This window comes from Roseateles sp. GW823-FHT07B05, assembly GCF_058794515.1.
This window is the reverse complement of sequence record NZ_JBXAGX010000010.1, coordinates 29865-50469: the sequence shown is the minus strand read 5'-3', so window position 1 is coordinate 50469 and position 20605 is coordinate 29865. Positions and strand designations below refer to the sequence as shown.

The 20605-nt window shown below is 70.7% G+C and carries 15 protein-coding genes; 4 read left to right on the top strand and 11 right to left on the bottom strand.

The genetic code is table 11. The annotated features are described in order from the left end of the window. Window positions 1-50 precede the first annotated feature (50 nt). A complete protein-coding gene (locus AC1Q7O_RS19925; RefSeq protein WP_492657638.1) occupies window positions 51-1415 on the top strand; it encodes a methyl-accepting chemotaxis protein in 1365 nt (454 codons plus the stop codon). Between the two features lie 3 nt (window positions 1416-1418). Here the strand turns inward: AC1Q7O_RS19925 and AC1Q7O_RS19920 are convergent, their stop codons facing one another. The 4 genes from AC1Q7O_RS19920 to AC1Q7O_RS19905 are packed head-to-tail and all read right to left on the bottom strand — an operon-like array spanning window position 1419 to window position 6576. Continuing rightward, window positions 1419-2120 (bottom strand): substrate-binding periplasmic protein, encoded by a 702-nt coding sequence (locus AC1Q7O_RS19920; RefSeq protein WP_492657637.1) that lies wholly within the window; start codon window positions 2118-2120, stop codon window positions 1419-1421. Further along, complete coding sequence (locus AC1Q7O_RS19915; RefSeq protein ID WP_492657636.1) at window positions 2117-3958, bottom strand: GGDEF domain-containing protein; 1842 nt, start codon at window positions 3956-3958, stop codon at window positions 2117-2119. Before AC1Q7O_RS19915 ends, AC1Q7O_RS19920 begins: the two co-directional genes overlap by 4 nt. Before the next feature lie 18 nt (window positions 3959-3976). After that, the gene (locus tag AC1Q7O_RS19910) at window positions 3977-6196 is read right to left on the bottom strand and encodes a putative bifunctional diguanylate cyclase/phosphodiesterase (protein ID WP_492657635.1); all 2220 of its coding nucleotides are present in this window, start codon (window positions 6194-6196) and stop codon (window positions 3977-3979) included. A gap of 11 nt (window positions 6197-6207) precedes the next feature. Next, complete coding sequence (locus tag AC1Q7O_RS19905; protein WP_492657634.1) at window positions 6208-6576, bottom strand: Hpt domain-containing protein; 369 nt, start codon at window positions 6574-6576, stop codon at window positions 6208-6210. A gap of 142 nt (window positions 6577-6718) precedes the next feature. Here AC1Q7O_RS19905 and AC1Q7O_RS19900 point away from each other — a divergent pair, with 142 nt between their 5' ends. Beyond that, the gene (locus AC1Q7O_RS19900; RefSeq protein ID WP_492657633.1) at window positions 6719-8044 is read left to right on the top strand and encodes a sensor histidine kinase; all 1326 of its coding nucleotides are present in this window, start codon (window positions 6719-6721) and stop codon (window positions 8042-8044) included. Window positions 8045-8192: 148 nt separating this feature from the next. On the opposite strand, the gene AC1Q7O_RS19895 is transcribed toward AC1Q7O_RS19900, so the two are convergent. From AC1Q7O_RS19895 to AC1Q7O_RS19865, 7 genes are all read right to left on the bottom strand, one after another. After that, the gene (locus tag AC1Q7O_RS19895) at window positions 8193-8795 is read right to left on the bottom strand and encodes a response regulator (RefSeq protein WP_492657632.1); all 603 of its coding nucleotides are present in this window, start codon (window positions 8793-8795) and stop codon (window positions 8193-8195) included. Window positions 8796-8814: 19 nt separating this feature from the next. Continuing rightward, on the bottom strand, window positions 8815-11274 hold the full coding sequence (locus AC1Q7O_RS19890) for a sensor histidine kinase (RefSeq protein WP_492657631.1): 2460 nt from the start codon (window positions 11272-11274) through the stop codon (window positions 8815-8817). Between the two features lie 272 nt (window positions 11275-11546). Beyond that, the gene (locus AC1Q7O_RS19885; RefSeq protein WP_492657630.1) at window positions 11547-12728 is read right to left on the bottom strand and encodes an EAL and HDOD domain-containing protein; all 1182 of its coding nucleotides are present in this window, start codon (window positions 12726-12728) and stop codon (window positions 11547-11549) included. 104 nt (window positions 12729-12832) lie between these two features. After that, window positions 12833-14134, bottom strand: a complete 1302-nt coding sequence (flgL, locus tag AC1Q7O_RS19880) for a flagellar hook-associated protein FlgL (protein ID WP_492657629.1) — start codon at window positions 14132-14134, stop codon at window positions 12833-12835. A gap of 43 nt (window positions 14135-14177) precedes the next feature. Next, window positions 14178-16214 carry a flagellar hook-associated protein FlgK gene (flgK, locus tag AC1Q7O_RS19875; protein WP_492657628.1) on the bottom strand — a complete coding sequence of 679 codons (2037 nt, stop codon included), beginning with the start codon at window positions 16212-16214 and terminating at the stop codon, window positions 14178-14180. Window positions 16215-16225: 11 nt separating this feature from the next. Further along, on the bottom strand, window positions 16226-17107 hold the full coding sequence (gene flgJ, locus AC1Q7O_RS19870; RefSeq protein WP_492657627.1) for a flagellar assembly peptidoglycan hydrolase FlgJ: 882 nt from the start codon (window positions 17105-17107) through the stop codon (window positions 16226-16228). Next, window positions 17107-18198, bottom strand: coding sequence for a flagellar basal body P-ring protein FlgI (locus AC1Q7O_RS19865; RefSeq protein ID WP_492657778.1), 1092 nt, complete (start codon window positions 18196-18198; stop codon window positions 17107-17109). The genes flgJ and AC1Q7O_RS19865 overlap by 1 nt, the downstream gene beginning before the upstream one ends. A 401-nt stretch (window positions 18199-18599) precedes the next feature. Between AC1Q7O_RS19865 and AC1Q7O_RS19860 the strand changes: the two genes are divergently transcribed. Together AC1Q7O_RS19860 and AC1Q7O_RS19855 are read left to right on the top strand one after the other, a co-directional pair. Further along, the gene (locus tag AC1Q7O_RS19860) at window positions 18600-19682 is read left to right on the top strand and encodes a glycosyltransferase (protein ID WP_492657626.1); all 1083 of its coding nucleotides are present in this window, start codon (window positions 18600-18602) and stop codon (window positions 19680-19682) included. After that, window positions 19682-20599: a glucosamine inositolphosphorylceramide transferase family protein gene (locus AC1Q7O_RS19855; RefSeq protein ID WP_492657625.1), complete on the top strand. Its 918-nt coding sequence runs from the start codon at window positions 19682-19684 to the stop codon at window positions 20597-20599. Before AC1Q7O_RS19860 ends, AC1Q7O_RS19855 begins: the two co-directional genes overlap by 1 nt. The last annotated feature ends 6 nt before the right edge of the window (window positions 20600-20605 follow it).

Sequence of the window (20605 nt, the reverse complement as noted above, 5' to 3'; positions counted from 1 at the left end):
CGGGGCACGCCGACGGCAGCTGCCCCAGCTCATAAGCAGGGGACAAGCGCATGTTCGGATGGAAGAAGGCCGGGTATCCGACGGTGGCGACCGCTGCGACTGCCGCCGCGTCGCGTGAAGAGCCGACCCGGCGCGAGGATGGTGCCGCGCTGAACGTCGTCAAGCGCCTGGCCCGGTCAATCTCCACGGTGGGCAAGGATGCCGCCGAGGTGCGCGGTGCGCTCGAAGACACACAGCGTGTTGTGCAGGCCCAGAGCCAGGCCATGCAGGCGCTGGCCCTGCAGCTCAACCAGATCGGCGAAGCGCAACGCTCCATCGCCACCGCCACCGCCCAGAGCGCGGCGGCTGTGCAGCGCGCGCGCGGTGCGCTGGGCGTCGTTGGCGGCGAGGTGGTGGGCATGTCGGCCACGCTGGTGCAGGTGTCGGACGCCGCGGCCGAGATCACCAAGATTTCCTTGCAGACGCGCCTTGTCGCGTTCAACGCGGCCGTCGAGGCCAAGCATGCGGGCGATGCCGGCCGCGGCTTCGCCGTCGTCGCCGAGGCCGTCAAGGCGCTGGCTGGTCAGGTGGAGTCGTCGTCCAAGGCCATCGTCACCGCCATCGCGACGCTGCAGGACCGCATCGACCGTTTCAGCACCGAGCTGACCGAGAACGCGGCCAAGCCCAGCCAGATCCACGCCGCGTTCAGCGAGGTGGAGCAGGACGTGCAGCGCATTTCGGCGTCCGCCGCCGAAAGCGGCCAGCAGATGGGCCTGCTCAACGAGCGCGCACACGAACTGGAGCGCGAGGTGTCCGAAGCCACCCATGGCCTCAAGGTCGCGTTCGACGGCAGCGACCGCTTCCTGCGCATGTCCGAGGAGCTCATCGAGCAGATCGCCGAGAGCGGCGTCGAGGTCGACGACATGCCCTTCATCCGCACCGCGCAGTCGGCTGCGGCCGAGATCGGCGCGCTGCTGGAAGACGCGCTGCGCGGCGGCCAGATCAGCGAGGCCGACCTCTTCGACGAGCAATACCGCCCCATAGAAGGCACCAACCCGCAGCAGCACACGACGCGCTTCTGCCAGCTCGGTGACAAGCTGTTCCCGGCCGTGCAGGAGAAGGCGCTGGGCTTCAGCGACAAGATCGTTTTCTGCATCGCGGCCGACCGCAACGGCTACATCGCCACCCACAACCGCAAGTACTGCCAGCCCCAGCGCCCGGGCGACACGGTGTGGAACACGGCCAACAGCCGCTACCGCCGCATCTTCAACGACCGCACCGGCCTGGCCTCGGCGCGCAACACCCGGCCCTTCCTGCTGCAGACCTATCGCCGCGACATGGGCGGCGGCCGCTTCGTCGTGCTCAAGGAGGCGACGGCACCCATCCTGGTCAATGGCCGGCATTGGGGCGGGCTGCGGCTGGCGTTCAACTTCTGACGCTCAGTTCTTCACCGACAGCCTGATCTCGCGGTTCAACAGTTCCAGCCACGCATCCGCCTGCGGATGGGCCTTGCTGAGGGCCATGTAGGTCGTCTTCAGCTCCACCGCCGGCGCCAGCCAGCGCACCTCGGTCACGGCGTCGCCTGCCAGCAGGTACTCGAAGGACGCGCGCTCGGAGAACACGGCGTCGACGCGGCCCAGCTTCAGCATCTGCAGTGCCGGACGCCGGTCGACGACGGGGTTGAGCCGGTAGCTGCCGGTGGTCAGCTCGGGCGGCAGGTAGGAGCCTCGTTCCACGGCGACCTGCGCGTCCGCGGCCAGCGGCTCGGTGCCGCGATCGGCGCGCACGAAGAAGCCCAGCTGCATGCGCGCCACCGGCAGCGAGTAGCGCAGCAGCGCATCCCGCTCGTCATTGCGCCACACGGCCATCAGCAGGCATTCGCCGTTGCGAGCCATCGTGTAGGCGCGCGCCCAGGGCGCCTTGATGGCCTGTACCGCCAGCCCCGCGGCCGTGAAGGCGCGCCGCGCCAGCGCGCCCAGGCTGCCGCCGTCCGGCAGGTCGGCGCTGACGTAGGGCGGGAAATCGGTGAAGCACAGTGGCACCGTGGCCGCGGCGGCCTGGGCGTGCGCGGCGCCCGGCATCGTCAGCAGCGCGGCCAGCAGGCCGGCGGGCTGCAGCCAGCCTGGCCCGCCGCGTGTCATTCGGCGATGCAAGCCCGGTTCTTGCCCGTGTGCTTGGCTTCGTACAGCGCCGCGTCGGCGCGGTCCAGCGCGGCTTCCAGCGTCTCGCCGGGCCGGTACAGCGTGACGCCGGCCGAGAAGGTCACGAACACGTCCTTGCCGTCGTGGTTGAACAGCGCCGACGACAGCGAGCGCTGCAGCCGCACCAGCACTGCCTGCGCTTCGTCCAGCGGCGTGTTGGGCAGCATCAGCACGAACTCCTCGCCGCCGTAGCGCGCCACCATGTCGCCGGGGCGCAGCGAGGCCTGGGTGCGCTCGGCCAGCGACTTCAGCGCGATGTCGCCGGCGTGGTGGCCCAGGCTGTCGTTGAGCTTCTTGAAGTTGTCGATGTCCAGCAGCGCCAGCGCCACGCGCGTGGCCTCGCGCTCGGCCTTGGCCTGCACGATGCCGAAGGCCTGGATCAGGCCGCGGCGGTTGGCCACCTGCGTGAGCTGGTCGGTGTGCACCTCGTTGGACAGCCGGCGCAGCTCGCCTTCCAGCTCTTCGACGCGCTGCGTTAGCGCAGTGGCGCGGTCATGCTCCAGCGTCAGCCGCTGCTGCGTCTGGGCGACGAGGCCCTGCACGCTGCGGCTTTCTTCCACCATTTCGCGCACGGTGCCGGCCAGGCTCTCCAGCGAGTCCGCCCGCTCGATGGCGTCGGCGTAGCGGCCCACGCTGTTCTGGAAGCGGTCGGTGTGCTGGCCCAGCTCGCCCAGCTCGGACAGCATGCGCTGGATCAGGCCCTTGAGCGCATCGCGCGCCTTGGAGCGCTCGTCGCGCAGGGTGCGCTGGCGGTCGCGCGTGCCGGCCAGCAGTTCGGACACGGTGCGCACGCCGCGGCCCGACAGGCCCTGGGTCAGCGTGTTGTTCATGGCCTCGGCCTGGCCGCGTGCCCAGGAGTCGTCCTCGGCCAGGTCCACGAGGCTGGACGACAGCTCGCGGCACAGGCCACCCAGCTCGTCGAACAGGTGGCGGCGATGGTCCAGCAGGTGGCGGGCGCGCAGGCACAGCGCGGCCATCTGCGCGGCGCGCTCGGGGCTGGCGCCGTCGCGCCGGATTTCCTCCTGCGCGGCCTCCAGGTCGCGCATCAGCGTGTCGGCCGGCGTGGCCTCGGTCTGCGCCGAGCGCAGCGCATGCCGCACGGTGCCGTTGAGCTCCCCGCTGACCTCGCGCCAGGGGCCGAAGTCGGCGGCAGGCATGTCAGGCGTGGCGGGGCGGCCGGGCTCGCTCAGGCCGCCGCTGTCGCGGAAGTCCGAGTCCATGAACGCGCTGTCGGCGAACAGCTGGCTGGGCGTGCCGCCGTCGTCATCGGTCTCGACCTCGCTGCCGTCGCCGTCCTTGTCCCAGCTGGCGATGAGCTGCGACAGGCGCTTGACGAGCTTGCTGCTGTCGGCGCGGCTGAGCTCCAGCACGCGGTTGATGCCGTCCTTCTTGCGCGCCAGCGTCCAGTGCCGGCCGCCGCGCTCCAGCCCGCGCACGAGGCGTTCGATGGCCTGCGCCAGCGCCTCCGCCTGCGCGCCGGGGCCCGCCGTGTCCAGCAGCCGGTCGACCTGGCGTTGCAGCTCGTCCAGCCGCTGCTCGCGCAGCGCCGTCTGCAGTTCCTGGCGCGTGGCGCCGGACGGCAGCGCCAGGCTGATGAGCCGGAACATCAGCTGCTGCAGCTTCTCTGGCACCGCGCCGTTGGTGGGCGCGGCGGGTTCGCCGCCGGCCTCGATGGCGTAGGCGCGGGCGTAGTTCTCGGGCGTGGGTTCCAGCCGGGCCTGGGCCAGGCGTTGCAGCGCCGCCTTGGCGAGCTGGGCTGGCGCAAGGGTAGAGCGCATCGGTGAGTCGGGGTTTTGTTAGCGTTGGCCGCGGGCGATGTCCGCGGTGCCGTCGGCCTGTGTGATCCAGGGTGCCTTGCGTGGCAGCACGGTCTGGGCGATCCAGCGCTCCAGCTCGTCGGCGGGCAGGGCCTTGCTGAACAGGAAGCCCTGCATCAGCGAGCAGCCCAGGCGGTGCAGCACTTCCATCTGGCGCAGCGTCTCCACGCCCTCGGCGATGACGCGCAGCCCCAGAGCCCGTGCCAGCGCGATGATGGCCGTGACGACGGCCGAACTCTGCGGCGTGATGCCCAGGTCGCGCACGAAGGTGCGGTCCACCTTGACCTCGGAGATGGGCAGCGTGGTCAGGTAGGCCAGCGATGAATAGCCGGTGCCGAAGTCGTCGATGGAGATCTCGACACCCACTTCGTTCAGGCGGTGCAGAGACGGGATGACGTTCTGCAGGTCTTTCATCAGGTTGTTCTCGGTGATCTCGAGCTGGATGGACCGGTGCGGCACGCCGTAGGCGCTGACGCACTGGTGGATGTGCTCGACGAGATCGGTGCGCTCGAACAGCCGGCTGGGCAGGTTGACGGCGATGGAGTCGGCAAAGCCGAACTGCAGCGACCACAGCTTGGCCTGGCGCGCGGCTTCCTTCAGTGCCCATTCGGACAGCGGCACGATGAGGCCGGTCTCTTCCGCCAGCGGGATGAAGTCGGCCGGCGGCACCAGCACGTTGCCGCGCTGCCAGCGCATCAGTGCCTCGGCGCCCACCATGCGGGCGGCGCGCACGTCGATCTTGGGCTGGTAGTGCAGCACGATCTCGTTGCGTTCCAGCGCCTTGTGCAGCGCCGACTCCAGCTCCAGCTTCTGCTTGCCGTGGCCGGCAAGCTGCGGCGAGTAGACGGCAGAGGCATTGCGGCCCTGGCTCTTGACCGCGTACATCGCCACGTCGGAGTTGCGCAGCAGGTCGGCCATGGTCTGGCCGTCGCGCGGGTAGATGGCGATGCCGACGCTGGCCGTGACGAAGCATTCCTGGCCGCCGACGAAGATGGGTTCGCGCAGGGCATCCAGCACGCGCTGGGCGACGCGCTCGGCATCGCGCTCGTCGGTCACTTCGGGCAGCAGCGCGACGAACTCGTCGCCGCCCAGCCGGCCGACGGCCTCCAGGCCGCGGTGGCTGCGGTTGCCCAGGCCTTCGAGCACGCCTTCCATGATCTGGTCGGAGTGGCGCACGCAGCTGCGCAGGCGCCGGCCGACCTCGATCAGCAGCTCGTCGCCGGCCGCATGGCCCAGCGTGTCGTTGATGACCTTGAAGCGGTCCAGGTCGATCAGCAGCAGCCCCACCTCGTGGCCGCCGCGGCGCGCGCTCTCGATGGCGCGCTCGACGCGCCAGATCAGCTGGCGGCGGTTGGGCAGGCCGGTGAGGGCGTCGAAGTGCGCCAGCTGGCGGATGCGGTCCTCGGCCTGGCGGCGGTCGGTCACGTCCTGCAGGATGCCGGTGTAGCCGCTGACGACGCCCTGATCGCTGAACTCGGGCTCGGCCTCGATGTGCACGACGCGCTGGCGGCCATCGGGCAGCGTCAGCGGCAGGTCGGTGATGAGGACCGAGGTGTGGGCGATGACGTCGCGCAGCAGGCGCAGGAACACATGGCGGTCGTCCGACGGCACCATGCGCAGCACGCTGAGGAAGTCCAGCCGGTCCTGCGGGCCGCGGCCGAACACGCGCAGGCCCTCGGCGGAGATTGCGAAGCTGCCGGGCACGTCGCGGCGCCATTCGAAGCTGCCCATGCGCGCCAGATCCTGCGCACGGGCCAGCTTGGCCTTGCTGCGCTCCAGCTCGTGACGGGTGCGCGAGCTGCGCAGCAGGTAGCGCAGCCGTCCGTCCAGCAGGCTCCATTGCGACGACTTGACGAAGAAGTCCGTGGCACCGGCCTGGTAGGCACGGTTGATGGAGGCCTCGTCGTCCAGGCCGGTCAGCATCAGCACGGGCAGGGATTCGAAGCCGGGCGTGGCGCGCAGCAGCGAGCAGGTCTCGAAGCCGTCCAGCTCGGGCATCAGCGCGTCCAGCACGACGACGTCGGGCGCACGCACGGACAGCTGGGCCAGTGCCGCGCTGCCGCTCGCTGCCTCGGTCACTTCGAAACCGCGCTCGCGCAGCGCGGCAGCTGTCAGCAGCAGGTTGACCTCGTCGTCATCCACCAGCAGCACGCGCGGGCTTGACGGCAGATCGTCGAGGGCTTGACCGGTGGGCAGCATGAGGCTGGGTGTCAAAGCAGCGCGGCGAGGGCCGCACGTACCTGTTGGATGTCCTGGAGCATAGCGTCCAACTGTTCCTGCATGCCCTCGCTGCGGCCTTCGCGGGCCAGGGTTTCAATGTCAGCGCAACGCGCCGACAGTGCCATCGCGCCGAGGCTGGCGGACGACGACTTCAGGGTGTGGCTGACGTGGCGGATGGCGACGAGATCCAGCACGTCGCCCTCGCGCGCCCGGGCCAGGTCGGGCAGCAGCCGTTCCAGCGAGCTGCCGAAGGCGGCCACGACGCGTTCCAGCAGCTTGTTGCCGCCGCTCGGGTCGAGCTCGCGAAGGCGTCGTATCGCCTCGGGATCGAGCAGGGCTGCGGGTGGTTGGGCGGTCATGGGGAACTGGACACGGGGTATCCCGCAAATGTATCGCGGGCAGGTGGGGGGGGCGACGCGAAGGAATGCACAGATTCGGCGGGGCAAACACCGTGGTGCATATGCACACGGGCGTGGCGGGCCGCTGCCTACAATCTCTCGCATGAACAGCCTGAGCGACCACAGCGCGCTATCGCGCCGCCTGGAGAGGCGACCGTCGATGCGGCTGGTGGTGGCGGGGCTGGCCGGTGCCGCGCTGCTGATGCTGGTGCTCGGCGCGCTGGTGGTGCTGGCGCTGATGCGGGTGTGGGGCGGCGAGGTCGGCCTCGTGCATGCGGCTCTCGTGCTGACGGCATTCTTCACCGGTGTCATGGTGCTCGTGGCGGCGGCGCTTGGCTGGCATGCCGGCGTGCGGCTGACTCGCCAGCGCCTGGCCGAACCGCTGCGCGAGGCGCGCCAGCAACTGCTGATGCAGGCGCAGCTGCAGCGCGACTGGCAATGGGCCACCGACGCGACGCACCGCCTGGTGCGCTGGCAGGCGCCGCAGGGCGGGCCGGCGTCCAGCTGGGTGGGCGCCAGCCTGAACACGCAGCTGCTGTGGGAGCGTTTTGCGCCGACCGAGCCGGGGCAGGAGCTGCGCGAGCGCGTGCAGGCCCAACAGCCGTTCACCGAATTGCTCGTCCCCGCCGTCGACGGCACCACGCGCTGGCGGCTGCGCGGGCTGCCTTGCATCGATTCGCAGGGGCATTTCGCCGGCTATGTCGGTACCGCGCGGCCTGATGAGGTGGCTGCACCGGCAGCGGCTCCGGCGCCGCAGGATCTGGCGGTCGAGCAGGAGTCCTTCAGCTACACGGTGTCGCACGACCTGCGTGCCCCGCTGCGCGTCGTCGAGGGTTTCGCCCGCATCCTGAAGGAAGACTACGGCGCGCGGCTGGACCGCGTCGGCAACGACCACCTGGACCGCGTCATGAGTGCCGCGGCGCGCATGAACAGCATGATCGACGCGCTGCTGTCGCTGAGCCAGCTGTCCACGCGACCGCTGGCCTGCCAGCCGGTCAACCTGTCTCAGCAGGCGGGCTATGTGATGGAAGAACTGCGCCGCGGTATGCCGCAGCGAGAGCTGGAACTGGACATCGAGCCCGACCTGGTGGTGCAGGGCGACCCGACGCTGCTGCGCATGGTGCTGGAGAACCTGCTGGGCAATGCGTGGAAGTACAGCGCCAAGGTCGACTGCGCGCGCATCCGCTTCGCGAGCTGCGAGCAGGGAGGGCGGCGTGCCTTCGTCGTGTCGGACAACGGCGCCGGCTTCGACATGCGCTTTGCCGAGCGGCTGTTCGGCGTGTTCCAGCGCCTGCACAGCGCCAGCGACTTCCAGGGCACCGGCGTCGGCCTGGCGCTGGTGCGCCGCATCGTGCGTCGCCACGGTGGCGACATCTGGGCCGAGTCCGCGGTCGGCGAGGGTTCCCGCTTCTATTTCACCTTGGGCTGACGCCTGAGTCGCGGGCCGAGCGCCGGGCCGCTCCCAAGCCGGCCCGCCATGGCGATGTGCTTGCGGCTCGATGCCGCAAGCATCGCCGTCCCCTCGGGGGGCCGACCAGGCCTGCCCGCGTTCAGCGGCGCAGGACTGGGCGAGGGGCCTATCTGGCGCCGGGGCGAGCCAGCAACTCCACGGCGTCGACGATGCGCCGCGCCTGCTCCGGCAGGCTGTGGCCGTCGGCGGCGGCCAGGCTCATCAGCCGCGTCAGCGCCTCATCGCGCGGCAGCGAGTAGCGGTGCATCAGCACGCCCACGGCCAGTGCGGTCGGGTCCAGCGCGTGCGGCAGCTCGGAAGGCGCGGCGGCGGCCGGCGCCGGCGCGGGCACCGGCGCGGTGGCGCCGGCCCGTGCAAATGCGGCCTCCACGGCTGGCACGATCTGCGAGATGTCCAGCGGCTTGACGAGGTAGGCGACGGCGCCGAGCTCCTTGACCTTGGCTACCGTCGCCTCGTCGGCGAACGCGGACAGGAACATGAACGGCGTCTGCAGGTATTCGCGCAGGTAGGCCGCCACGTCGAAGCCGGTCAGGCCTTCCATGCGGATGTCCAGCAGCGCGAGCTCGGGCCGGTGTTCCCGGGCCAGCAGGATGGCGTCGTCGCCGTTGTCGGCGTCGATGACCTCAAAGCCGGCCTGCGTGAGCCCGTAGCTCAGCGTCGCCAATACCAGTCGGTCGTCATCGACGACCAGGATCTTGCCCTTGCTCACCGCGCCCCTCGTTCGACCATTAAGAACTTGGTTTTATGGCCGGATTGTGAACCACGCTTGGCGGAATCAATTCCAGACGGCAAACGACGTCGCCGCCCTGCTGCTCCAGGCTGAGGATGGCGCTGCGCCGCGGCAGCAGCGCGCGCACCAAGCCCAGGCCCGACACGCCGCTCTTCACGCTCTGCAGCAGGAAGCCATCCGGCAGCTGCCCGGGGTTGACGATCTCCACCGTCACGCCGGCGGTGTCGCAGATGAGCTGGCAGCGCACCTGCGCGTCGTGGCTGTGGCGCAGCGCGTTGCCCAGCAGCTCGTTCAGGCTCAACGCTATGGGGATGGCCTCGGCCTCGGGCAGGCACCAGTCCTCCAGCAGCGCACCGCCCTCGGCAGCCGTCGTGATGACGCGGCCCTGCATGCGTTGCACGGAGCCGACGATTGCGTCGAACACGCGCTTGAGCACCAGCGGGCCGGTCGCGCCCACCTGCAGGCCGTAGACCTGCGCGATGGCCTGCACCTGGCCCACGGCCTCCTTGAGTACCGGCGCGACCTCGGGCCGGCGCACGGCGATCTGCTGCAGCAGCCCGGCCACGCCCTGCAGGTTGTTCTTGATGCGGTGGTGCACCTCGCGCACCAGCAGCTCGCGCTGCGAGATGGCGGCCTGCAGCCGCGCCTGCTCTGCGGCGCGCTGCTCGGTGACGTCGCTGGCGACCAGCAGCAGCAGTTCTGGTGTGTCGTCGCCGCCGACGCCGGCGAGGTGCAGCAGCCGGGTGTCCCAGATGCGCGTGGTGCCGCCGGCCGGCACGTGGTACTCGCGCTGCACGACGGCCTGCGATTCCAGCGCCTCGCGCATGTCGGCCACGACGCGCGCGCCCTGCTCGTCACCGAACAGCTGGGATGGCGTGCCGCCCAGCAGCGCGTTCTCGGGCCGGCCGGCCAGCGCGGTGGCGGCCTGGTTGAGCTTGACGATGCGCAGGCTCTGCGCCTCATGCAGGGTGATGGCCAGCGGCGCGCCTTCGATGATGCGCGCCAGCGAAGCCTGCGCCAGCCGGCTCTGCGCCTCAGCCTGGCGGCGGCGGTCGATGTCCAGCAGCGCGTAGGTCGTCTGCCAGTTCGTGACGCCCGGACCGTCCTCGCGCGGCGTCTGCACGGCGTTGCCGATGACCCAGAACTCGCGCCCGTCGCGCCCGCGCAGCCGGCATTCGAAGACGTCGCTGCCGGGTTCGGCGTGGAAGGCGTGATCGTCATCGTCCGGCGCCAGCACGCCCATGGGCCGGCCCAGCACGTCCTCCAGCTCGCAGCCGAACATGCGCCGCGCCGAGCGGTTCATCCACTCGATTCCGTCCGGCCCTACGGTGACGATGCCCACCAGCACCGAGTCGAGCACGGCGCGTTCGCTCTCGGCGCGCAGCAGCAGCGCGTTCTCGGCCTGGGCCTGGGCGGTGACGTCCAGCGTGACGACCGACGTCGAGCGCCGCCCGCCGGCCAGCAGCCCCGGCGCCACGCGCGTCAGCAGCCAGCGCCTGCCCAGCTCGGGGTGGCGCACGGCGTAGCGCACCTCGACGACGTCGCCTTTCTTCAGCGCGCGCTGCAGGCGCTCGAACTCGGGCAGCGACGCGGGCTCGACGATGTCGCGGCTGATGCCCTGCAGCGACGCGACCGGCTGCTTCGGCCCTGCCTTGAACGGCGAGCCCTTGCGCGCGTGGGTCTTGAGCCAGCCGGCCTCCGGCTGGAAGGTGGCCAGGCCGACGGCGGCGGTGTCCATCAGCGCGTCGAGCTGGTGGTGGGCGAGGTCGCGCTCGTGCTCGATGCTGTGGTCTTCCAGCAGCACCAGCAGCAGCGCGCGTCCGTCGTGCCGCCACAGCCGCAGCCGCGCCTGCAGCCAGCGGTGGCGGCCCAGCGGGTCGACGAACTCGGCCTCGGTCAGCAGCGGCGGGTCCTGCAGCCGCTGCGCGGCCAGCGCCGGCAGCGGCGCGCCGCGGTGCCAGCCCAGCAGTGCCTGCAGCAGGTCGGGCAGATCGTTGAGGTGGCGCGGCGAGCCCGGGCACAGCGCGTCGAACGCGGCGTTGCGGCGCAGCAGTGCGCCGCTGCCGGCGTCGGCCAGCGCGGCGGGCTGCGGTGACAGCGCCAGCCACTCCACCAGCGGCGGCTCGCCGACGTCCGAGGTGCTGAGCCGCGCGTGCAGCAGCCAGTTGGGGCGGTCGCGCAGCAGGTGCAGCGAGACGCGCTGGCCATCGGCCAGCTTCAGCGGCGGCGCCGGTGGCGGCTGGCGGCCTGTGTCCACGGCATGGGTCGCGTCGCGCAGCCAGGTCTCCAGCCGGCTGCCGGCGGCCTGGCGCAGCAGCCGCCAGCCCTGGATGGCGTCCCCCCCCAGCCACTCGCGTGCGGCCGGGTTGGCGCGCAGCGCGGACAGGTCGGCGCGCAACGTCAGCACCGGGTCGCCGATGAGTTCCAGCAGCGCGGCGGAGGCGGGCGGGCTGAACATCGTTCAGCCTGCGGCGTGGAGCACGTCAGCCAACCCAGGTGGCGCAGGATTCCGGGCCGAGCGCCGGGCCGCCCCAAGCCGGCCCGCTCGAGGCGGCACGCGGCTCGATGCCGCGGGCAGCCTCGTCCCCTCGGGGGCTGAGGCCGGACACATCGCGCCCAGTGGGCGTGATGTGCCTGCCGAAGAGCTGCGGCGCGAGCCGCAGCGCGGTCTGCAAGACCGACCAGGCTCGCCCGCGTTCAGCGGCGCGAGATTGGGCGAGGGGTTCCATCTCATTCGAGTTGAGCAGCCTTGTGCAGCGCGCGCAGCATGCAGGCGTTGACCTCGCCGGCGCCGATCATCAGCGCGTCGGCGCGTTCGCGGTAGTCGAACACGCTCTCGGCCTCGATGGCCTGCACCAGCTGCAGATAGGGCAGGAAAGGGCCGGTGTTCTCCACCAGCGCCTGGCGCACGCGCTCGGGCACGGGGATGCTCTGCAGCAGCTTGTCGAACGGTGCCTTGAGCATGTGGTCCAGCAGCGAGAACAGGCCGCAGATGAACATCTCGTCGCGCTGCTCGCGGTCGTCCATGCCGGCGGCCAGCTCTTCCATGATGAGCCCGCGGCGCACGGCGCCATACATGATGGGGCGCATGCTGTGGTCCTTGCTGGCGGTCGTCAGCAGCAGCGCCAGCCAGCGCTTCAGGCGCGCATAGCCCAGCAGCATGATGGCGTGACGGAAGCTGGACACCTCCACCGGCAGGCCGAAGGCGGCGGAGTTCATGTAGCGCAGCAGCTTGAAGGCCAGGCTCGGGTCGCGCTTGAGCGTCTGCTCCAGGCGCTCGACATCCTCGCCCTCGTCGACGCGCGACATCAGCTCCATGATGACCTGCAGGTCGGCGGCGATCTCGGTCTTGGCGCCGGGCTGGGCTTCGTAGGGGCCGTCCATGGGCCAGCCGATGACGGCGGTGGCGCCACCCTTGAAGGCGTCTTCGACGGCCTCGGCGCCGCGCAGTCCGCTGCAGACGAGCTCGGTGCCGGCCGGCGCGGCCTGGCCGGGCTCCAGCGCCACCTGCTTGAAGACGGCGGCGACGCCGGTGGGCAGCGGCGCGCTGGGCAGGCCCTTGAGCAGGCCACGGTGGCCGGCGCCCTTGAGCGCGGCGATGGCGTCGGCGTGCGCCGCATCGGAGGCGATGAAGGCCGGCACCTCGATGGTGCTGGCCTCGGCCGGCGGCTGGGCCAGCAGCGCGCCGAGCAGCGCCTCGCCCTGCGCGCTGACGACGACGCCGCCCTTGGGGAAGGTGGCGGACAGCGCGGCCAGCAGTTCGGCGTGGTCGACCTTGGCGTCGGGGCGCAGCGGCACCAGTGTCAGCCGCGTGCCGGCGACGGCATGCTGGCGATCGATGACCGGTGAGTAGCCCAGCGCGACGCCGGGCAGGATGGCGTGGTCGAGGGCGGCGGGGGTGTTGTCGGACATGGCGCGGCGCGGGGGGCGTGGGATGCGGCAGTCTGCCACGGCCATCCAGGGGACGTGCCGTCAAATCGTGACAGGTGCACGCGCCGCCGCAGGCGGCGTCGAAATCAGCCCTGCAGGTACTGGAACAGCGACATGCGCTGGACCATCGCGTAGGTCTTCAGCGCCGTGTCGTAGCCGGTCTGCTGGTTCTGGAAGTCGGAGATGCCCTGCACCATGTCCAGGTCCTCGGCGGCGCTGCGCTCCTGCTCGCTGTACTGCTTGAGCGCGGCGAGGCGGCCTTCGGTGCCGTCCAGGTTGTTGAGGCGCTCGCCGACCTGGCTGCGCGCGCTCTGCAGGTTGCCAATGACGGCGTCGAGGTCGCGCACGGCCAGCGCGTTGCCCTGCGTGACCTGGTTGCGGCTGCGCAGCGGCGTGTTGAGGTCGACGATGGCCTTGTCCAGGGTGTCGAAGAGCTTGAGGTTGGTCGTGGACCCGGCGATGGCGAAGGCGTCGCCGTCGATGGGGGCGCCGGAGATGGTGAACGACATGCCGTCCGCCGTGATGGCCTTGCCGGGCTCGAAGGTGCCGCTGACGGCGGTGCCGGCGTCCTGGTCGGTCAGCGTGTAGGTCTGGCTGGGCGCGGCGCCGGCGATGTCGATGCGGTAGTTGTGACCGGTGAGCTGTGCGGGGTCGACGACGCGACCGTTGTCGATCCAGCCCGAGGCCGGCTTGCCGGTGGTCGCATTGACCAGGGCGACGGGCACGCCGCCGTTGGCCGCCGTGGCGCCCGGGTCGATGAGCTGCACCGACGTCTTGCCCGTGACGGGGTCCGACACGATGGCGCTGGGCGCGGTGACGAAGCTGCCGTTGCCGCTGCCGGCCTGTTCCCAGGCGCTGCGCCCGTCCACGGTGAGCTGGAAGTCGTCGAGGTTGCCGGTCTGGATGGTGCCGGACACGCCGATGTAGCTGACGCCGGCCGGCTGGTCCAGGAACGGCGGGGTGGACGCGCCCTGGCCCGAGAACAGGTAGCCGCCCGCGCCGTCGGGCCGGTTGGCGATGGACAGCAACTGGTCGCGCAGGCCCTTGAGCTTGGTGGCCAGGCCGGCGCGCTCCGCGTCGGAATAGCTGGCGTTGCCGGCGGCGACCATGGTTTCGCGTGCCTGCTGCAGCAGCTCGTTGGCGTCGCCCAACGCGGACTCGGCCAGCGTCATGCTGTTGCGGCTGGCCTCCAGCGCCCGCTGGTTGGCCTCGACGCGGCCGATGGACACCAGCGCGCGCTCGGCGCGCGCGGCGCCGGTGGGGTCGTCGCTGGCCATGGCCACGCGCTTGCCGGACGTCAGTTGCTGCTGCTGCTGCTGGAGGGCGTTCTGGCGGCGCTGCAGGTTGGCGATGGAGGCATCGAAGAGGTTGGCGGTGGCGAGTCTCATGGGTGGCCTCGTACGGTGGGCGCGGGTTCAGTCAGTGGTGCGGTCATCGCGCGAGTTGCATCAGTTCGTCGAACAGCGACTGGGCCGTCTGCAGCACCTTGGCGGCGGCCTGGTAGGCCTGCTGGTATTGCATGAGCCGCGAGGCTTCCTCGTCCAGGTTGACGCCCGACTCGCCCGAGCGGTTGGCCTCGGCGTCGCTGGCGACCGAGGTGGACACGCCCGACAGGTACCTGGCGCTCTGCACGCGGGCGCCGACGTCGCTGATCGTGGCGGCATAGGCGTCGTTGATCGTGACGCCGGGAACGTCGGTGGTGCTGCCGTCCGCGTTCGTGATCGTCCGGGCGCCGACGATGGGCTCCGTCTGGATGTTGAGGTAGGCCTTGGCGTTGCCGTTGTTGGTGGCCGTGTAGACAGTCTTGCCGACCGTGACCTTGTCGCCGGCGCGCGGCACGCCGTTGGTGCGCAGCTCGAAGCCGAGCTCGACGCCGGTGTCGTTGCCGAGGGGCTGCCCCTGCTTCCAGACGCCGTTCAGGGCGGTGCCGTCCCGCTGCGTCATGGTGTAGAGCACGCCGCCGGTGGGCTGCCCGGCCCCGTCGAGCTCCTGGGCACCGAAGACGATGTCCATGGGCAGCTTGAGCTGCAGCTTCGGGTCCGCCGGGTCCGGGGTCAGCAGGCCGGTGATGCGGGCCTGGTCCACGGCGTAGATGCTGCCGATGCTCAGCGTGCCGTTGTTGGTGATGGCCGCCGTGGCCGTCACCGGCGAGGCGGCGGCGATGCCGTTGGGGTCGTCCATCACGCGGCGCATCTCGACCGCGGCCGAGCCGACGGGCTCGATGCGGAAGCTCTCGCCCGGCTGCGGCGGCGCCGGCGTGAAGCTGAACTTCACACCGTCGACCACGTCGCCGTCGGCGATGTCGCGCACGAGGCCGTCGGAGAGCCGCGTCAGCTGGTAGCTGCCGGCAGTGCGCGAGGTCAGCGTGTAGGTGCTGGCCTGCAGCTGTGAGGCGTCGCTGATGGTGGCCGCCACGCCGCTGGTGAAGGCGCCCGTCGCGTCGCGCGCGTTTGTGCCGGCGGCCAGCACGCGGGGCGCAGCGACGTTGAAGATCTTGCCGCCCGCGCCCGGCGGGTTGGACAGGTCCAGCCCCAGCGCGTTCTGCTCGTTGATGCGCGTGCCGAAGGCTGCCGCCAGCTGGCCGAGCATGTTGCGGGCGTCCTGCAGGTCGCGGTTCTGGAAGCCCAGCAGCGCGGTCATCGAGCCGCCCGTCAGCACGCTTTCATCCAGTGCGCGGGTGAGGCCGCCCTCGGCGAGCGAGAGCTGGGCGCGTTGGGGGTCGTACGGGTCGGCGGTCACCTGCAGCGTCGACGCGGTACTGCCCAGCACCAGCCGCTGGCCGCCGCCGATGAACACGCCCACGGTGTCGTCATCGGCGGGCAGCGTCGTGACCGCGACGTAATCGCTGAGGTTGGAGATCAGGCGCTCGCGCTGGTCCAGCAGGTCGTTGGGGGTGTGGCCGCTGCCGCGCACCTTGGCAATCTGCTCGTTCACATTGGCGATCTGCTGCGCCAGCTGGTTGACCGTGGTGACCGAGGCCCTCAGGTCGCTGACGACGCCGGACTGCAGGTCGGTCAGCTGCTGGCCGGCATTGGCGAAGCGCACGGCCAGCTCGTTGGCGCGGCCCAGCGCCACCTGGCGGGCCGACGGGTCGCTGGGCCGGCTGGTGACGTCCACCATCGCGTTCAGGAACTGGCTGGCCGCGTAGCCCAGGCCGTCGGTGCCGGGCGGGAACAGTTTCTCCATGCGCGACAGCTGCTCGGCGCGCGTCGCGTCGGCCGACGCGGCGGCCTTGCTGGTGGCTGCTTCCTTGGTCAGGAACGCGTTGTGCGAGCGCACGACGGTTTCCACGTCCACACCCTTGCCGAAGAAGCCGGCGCCGGTGAATTGCCCCGGCGAGGTCGTCAGCACCACGGACTGGCGCGAGTAGCCCGGGGTGTTTGCGTTGGCGATGTTCTGGCCGATGGTCTGCAATGCCGCCTGGTTGGCGAACATTGCGCGGGCGCCGAGCGTCAGCAGGCCTGCCATGGCTCAGTTCCTCACGCCGTCAGCGTGCTTTGCACACGCTGGGTGGTTTGAATCGTCCGGGCGATCTTCTCGGCGTAGGCCGGGTCGGTCGCGTAGCCGGCCTGCTGCAGGCCGCGCGCGAAGCCGGCGGCGTTGCCGCTCTGGGCCTGGGCGACGACCTTGGCGTAGCGGTCGTTGCTGCTGATCAGCCGCGCGTAGTCCTTGAACGCCTCGTCGTAGCTGCCGTAGGCGCGGAACTTCGCCGTCACCTTGACGGCCTGGCCGTTGATGACCTCGGTGGTCTTGACGTCCACGGTCTTGCCCGTCCAGCCCGGCGTGGCCTTGATGCCGAAGATGTTGTGGCTCTTGCTGCCGTCGGCGCCGGTGATCTCGCGCTTGCCCCAGCCGCTCTCGTGGGCGGCCTGCGCCACCATGAAGCTGGCCGGGATGCCAGTGGCGGCCGACGCTGCCTTGGCCGAGGCGTCGTGCTTCTGGATGAAGCTCTGCACGTGGTTCGGAATGCCCTTGGTGACCAGCGCCGGCAGGGCCTGGGCCAGCGTCGTCTGGCTGTTCTTCTGGATGTTCTCGGGCGACAGGTCCTGCACGCCCATCTGGCGCTGCAGCTGCTTCTGGATGGCGTCGGACAGGCCGCCGGGCAGGCCAGACATCTTGCCGGCGAACTGGGTGTCCAGCATCTCGGTGCCCAGCTGCGTGGCGCTGTTGTCCAGCATGCCGCTGGACAGCGTGGATGCGCGCATGCTCTTCATGACTTCCTGCATGAACAGCGACTCGAACTGCTTGGCCGTCTCGCGGATGCTCGCCTTGGGGTCGCGCGAGGCCTGCGCCTTCAGCCCGTTCAGGGCGTCGACGCCACCGAGGCTTTGGCCGGAGATGGACTGGAAGGACGAGGACATCAGATCACCTCAAGTTCCGCGTTGAGGGCGCCCGCGCTCTTCATGGCCTGCAGGATGGCGAGCAAGTCCTGGGGCGTGGCGCCGAGCGAGTTCAGCGCCTTGACGACGTCTGACAACCGCGCACCGGCCGGCAGCTGGATGAGGCTGCCCGGCTCCTGGCGGATGGCGATGTCGGCCTTCTCGGCCACCGTCGTCTGCCCGCCGGACAGCGCGTTGGGCTGGCTGATGATGGGTGTGGAACTGATCGTGACCGACAGGCTGCCGTGCGCCACGGCGCAGGACGACAGCGTGACGGCCTGGTTCATGACGATGGAGCCGGTGCGGGCGTTGATGACCACGCGCGCGGCGGCCGGCGCGAGGTCGACGGGCAGGTTCTCGACGTCGGCCAGGAAGGCGACGCGGTCGTCTGGCGCGGTGGGCGCCTTCACGCGCACGACGCGGCCGTCCAGCGCCTGCGCGGTGCCGGCGCCCTTGAGCTTGTTGATGGCCTGCGCGACGGCGCGGGCGGTGGCGTAATCGCTGCTGTTCAGGTCGAGCTGGATGGCGTCGCCGTTGGCCAGCGGCGTGGGCACCGAGCGCTCGACGAGGGCGCCCGCCGGGATGCGGCCGGCGCTGAGGTGGTTGATCTGCACCTTGGAGCCGCCGGCCGACGCGCCGGCGCCGCCGACCACCAGGTTGCCCTGCGCGATGGCGTAGATCTGGCCGTCCGCGCCACGCAGCGGCGTCGCGATCAGCGTGCCGCCGCGCAGGCTCTTGGCATTGCCGATGGAGGAGACGTTGATGTCCAGCTGCTGGCCCGGCTGCGCGAACGGCGGCAGCGAGGCCGTCACCATGACGGCGGCGATGTTGCGCGGCTGCATGGTGATGCCCTGGGGCAGCAGCACGCCGAACTGCTGCAGCATGGCCGTCAGGCTCTGGCCGGTGAACGGCGCCTGCGTGGTCTGGTCGCCCGTGCCGTCCAGGCCGACGACCAGACCGTAGCCCGTCAACGGGTTGGAGCGGACCCCGGCCACGGAGGCGACTTCCTTGATGCGCGCGGCATGGGAGAAGGGCGCCAGCACGAGGGCCAGGCTGAGGAGGAGGGCTTGCAGGAACTTCACTCGACCGATTCTGCGGAGGCTTGAGCCCGCGAAGCCGCGGAAAAGGGCGTGGACCGCCCCGCATTTCCCAGCCGGGCCGGCGCCCGGGATGGGCTGACGCTCAGCGCCGCGCAAGCTTGGGTTCAGGTTGGCGGCAAGGTCGCGTGACATTCTGTCAACCCCTACACGGCACATCCGCCACAGGGCAGCGCCGGCTCATGGCCCGTCCGTCCGCCGCCGATCGGTGATCGCGCGGTGATCGATTTTGATTGATCACGGTGATATCGCGCGATTTGGGCGGGTTTCCTCTCATATGCCCGCCGAAGTAGGGGGGATGGCGGGACAGGTTTCTGAATGTGTAGATCGGTAAAGTTTTGCGTACCGACTTCCGTTGCATCCGCGCAAGACCTGCCATGCCCCCGTTTCCCGAACCGCTGACCCTGGTTCATGTCGTGTTCTCGTCCCGTATCGCGGGTGGTGAGCGCCATTGCATCGACCTTGCCAACGCCCAGGCGGCGCTGGGCCACCGTGTCCACGTCATCGGTTCGGCGGGCTCCGCCGTCGCCGGCGCACTGGCCCGGGGCGTGACCTTCCACGGGCTGAAGCTGCCGCTGTTGCGCGGCTGGCGCGTCGCCGCGCTGGCGCACCGGTTGGGCGCCGATGTCGTCCACGGCCACCTGGGCCCGGCCTGCAAGGCCGCCGCTCATGCCCGCCGGTCGGCCCGCATCGGCACGCTGCACGTGGGCTACAAGGCCCACCACCATGCGCGGCTTGATGGCCTCGTCTGCGTGAACCGTGCCCAGCACGAAAGTCTGCCCAAGGGTGCGGCACTGGCGAGCGTCATCTACAACTGGGCGCCTGAGCGCGATGCTGCGCCCGCCGCCCGCCGCACCGACCTGCGCGCCGAACTGGGCCTGGTGCCCCAGCAATTGCTGGTGGGTAGCGTCGGCCGCCTGCATGTCAGCAAGGGCATGGACCTCCTGATCCAGGGTTTCAGGGCCCACGCGCCCGTCGACGCCGTGCTGGCCATCCTGGGCGAGGGCCCGGACGTGGCGCAGCTGAAGGCGCTGGCCGCCGGCGACGAGCGCATCCGCCTGCTGGGCTACCGCAGCGATGTCGACCAGGCACTCAAGTCCTTCGACCTGTTCGTGTCGCCGTCGCGGGAGGAAGCTTTCCCGCTGGCCATTCTCGAAGCCATGCGCGCCGGCCGTCCGGTGCTGTCCACGGCCACGCAGGGCCCGCAGGAGATGCTGGCCGGACAGCCGGCCCGCCTCGTGCCGGTGGGCAACGCCGACCTGCTCGGCATCGCCATCGCCGAAGAACTGCGGGTGCTGCGCAACCTACCGATCGCGTCGCGCGGCGTCAGCTACGCCACGGCGGCCTATGACCGCGGCAATGCGGTGAACCGCACGTTGGGCTTCTACCGTGACGTCATCGCCCACCGTGCCGCCCAGGCTCAACACTTCGAGGACGAAGAAGAAGCGATCATCGTTTGATGTTCAAACGACCCCGCACCGACTTCTGGCAGGTCGGCATCGTTCCCATCCCCGTTGAAGACATCGACGCCCGCGCGCTGAGCGCCGTGCGTGACCGCATCACCTGGCTGCCCGACGCCGGCCGCTGGCGCTACCTGGCCGACCCCTTCGGCCTGGCGCGCGGCGACGCGCTGCATGTGTTCGTCGAGGCGTTCGATTACCGCATCAAGCGTGCCCACATCGAGCGCCACGAGTTCGCGCTGGCCGACCTGCACTGGCGCGGCCGCTCGACGGTGCTGGACCTGCCGTTCCACCTGTCCTACCCGCAGGTCTTCGAGCATGGCGGCGAGACCTGGATGGTGCCGGAGAGCTTCCAGGCTGGTGAGGTGGCGCTGTACCGCGCCACCGACGCGTCGCTGGACCGCTGGGAGCGCCACGGCCAGCTGCTGGCCGGGCCCATCGCCGATGCGTCGCTCGTCGAGCACGACGGCCGCTGGTGGATGTTCTACACGCTGGTGGGCCCGCAGGCGCGCGACCAGCGCGAGTTGCACGTGGCGCATGCGCCCGCGATCACCGGCCCGTGGACGCCGCTGGCCGGCAACCCGGTGCGCGTGGCCCGCGACGGCGCGCGGCCGGCCGGCCGGCCGTTCATCGCGCGCGACGGCGTGCTGACGTTGCCCGTGCAGGACTGTGCCGCCGGCTATGGCAGCGCCACCCGGCTGCTGCGCCTGCTGCAGCTGACACCCGAGCGCGTCGTCATCGAGGCGGGCGCCGAGCGCCTGACCGGCGACCTCGCCAGCACCACGCACACCGCCGGCCTGCACACGCTGACGGGCTGCGGCGCCTTCACGCTCATCGACGTGAAGCGCATCGACCGCTCCCGCGGCAAGCAGTGGCTGGACTTCAAGCGCCGGCTGAGGCGACTCACCGGCGGGTAGCGCGCG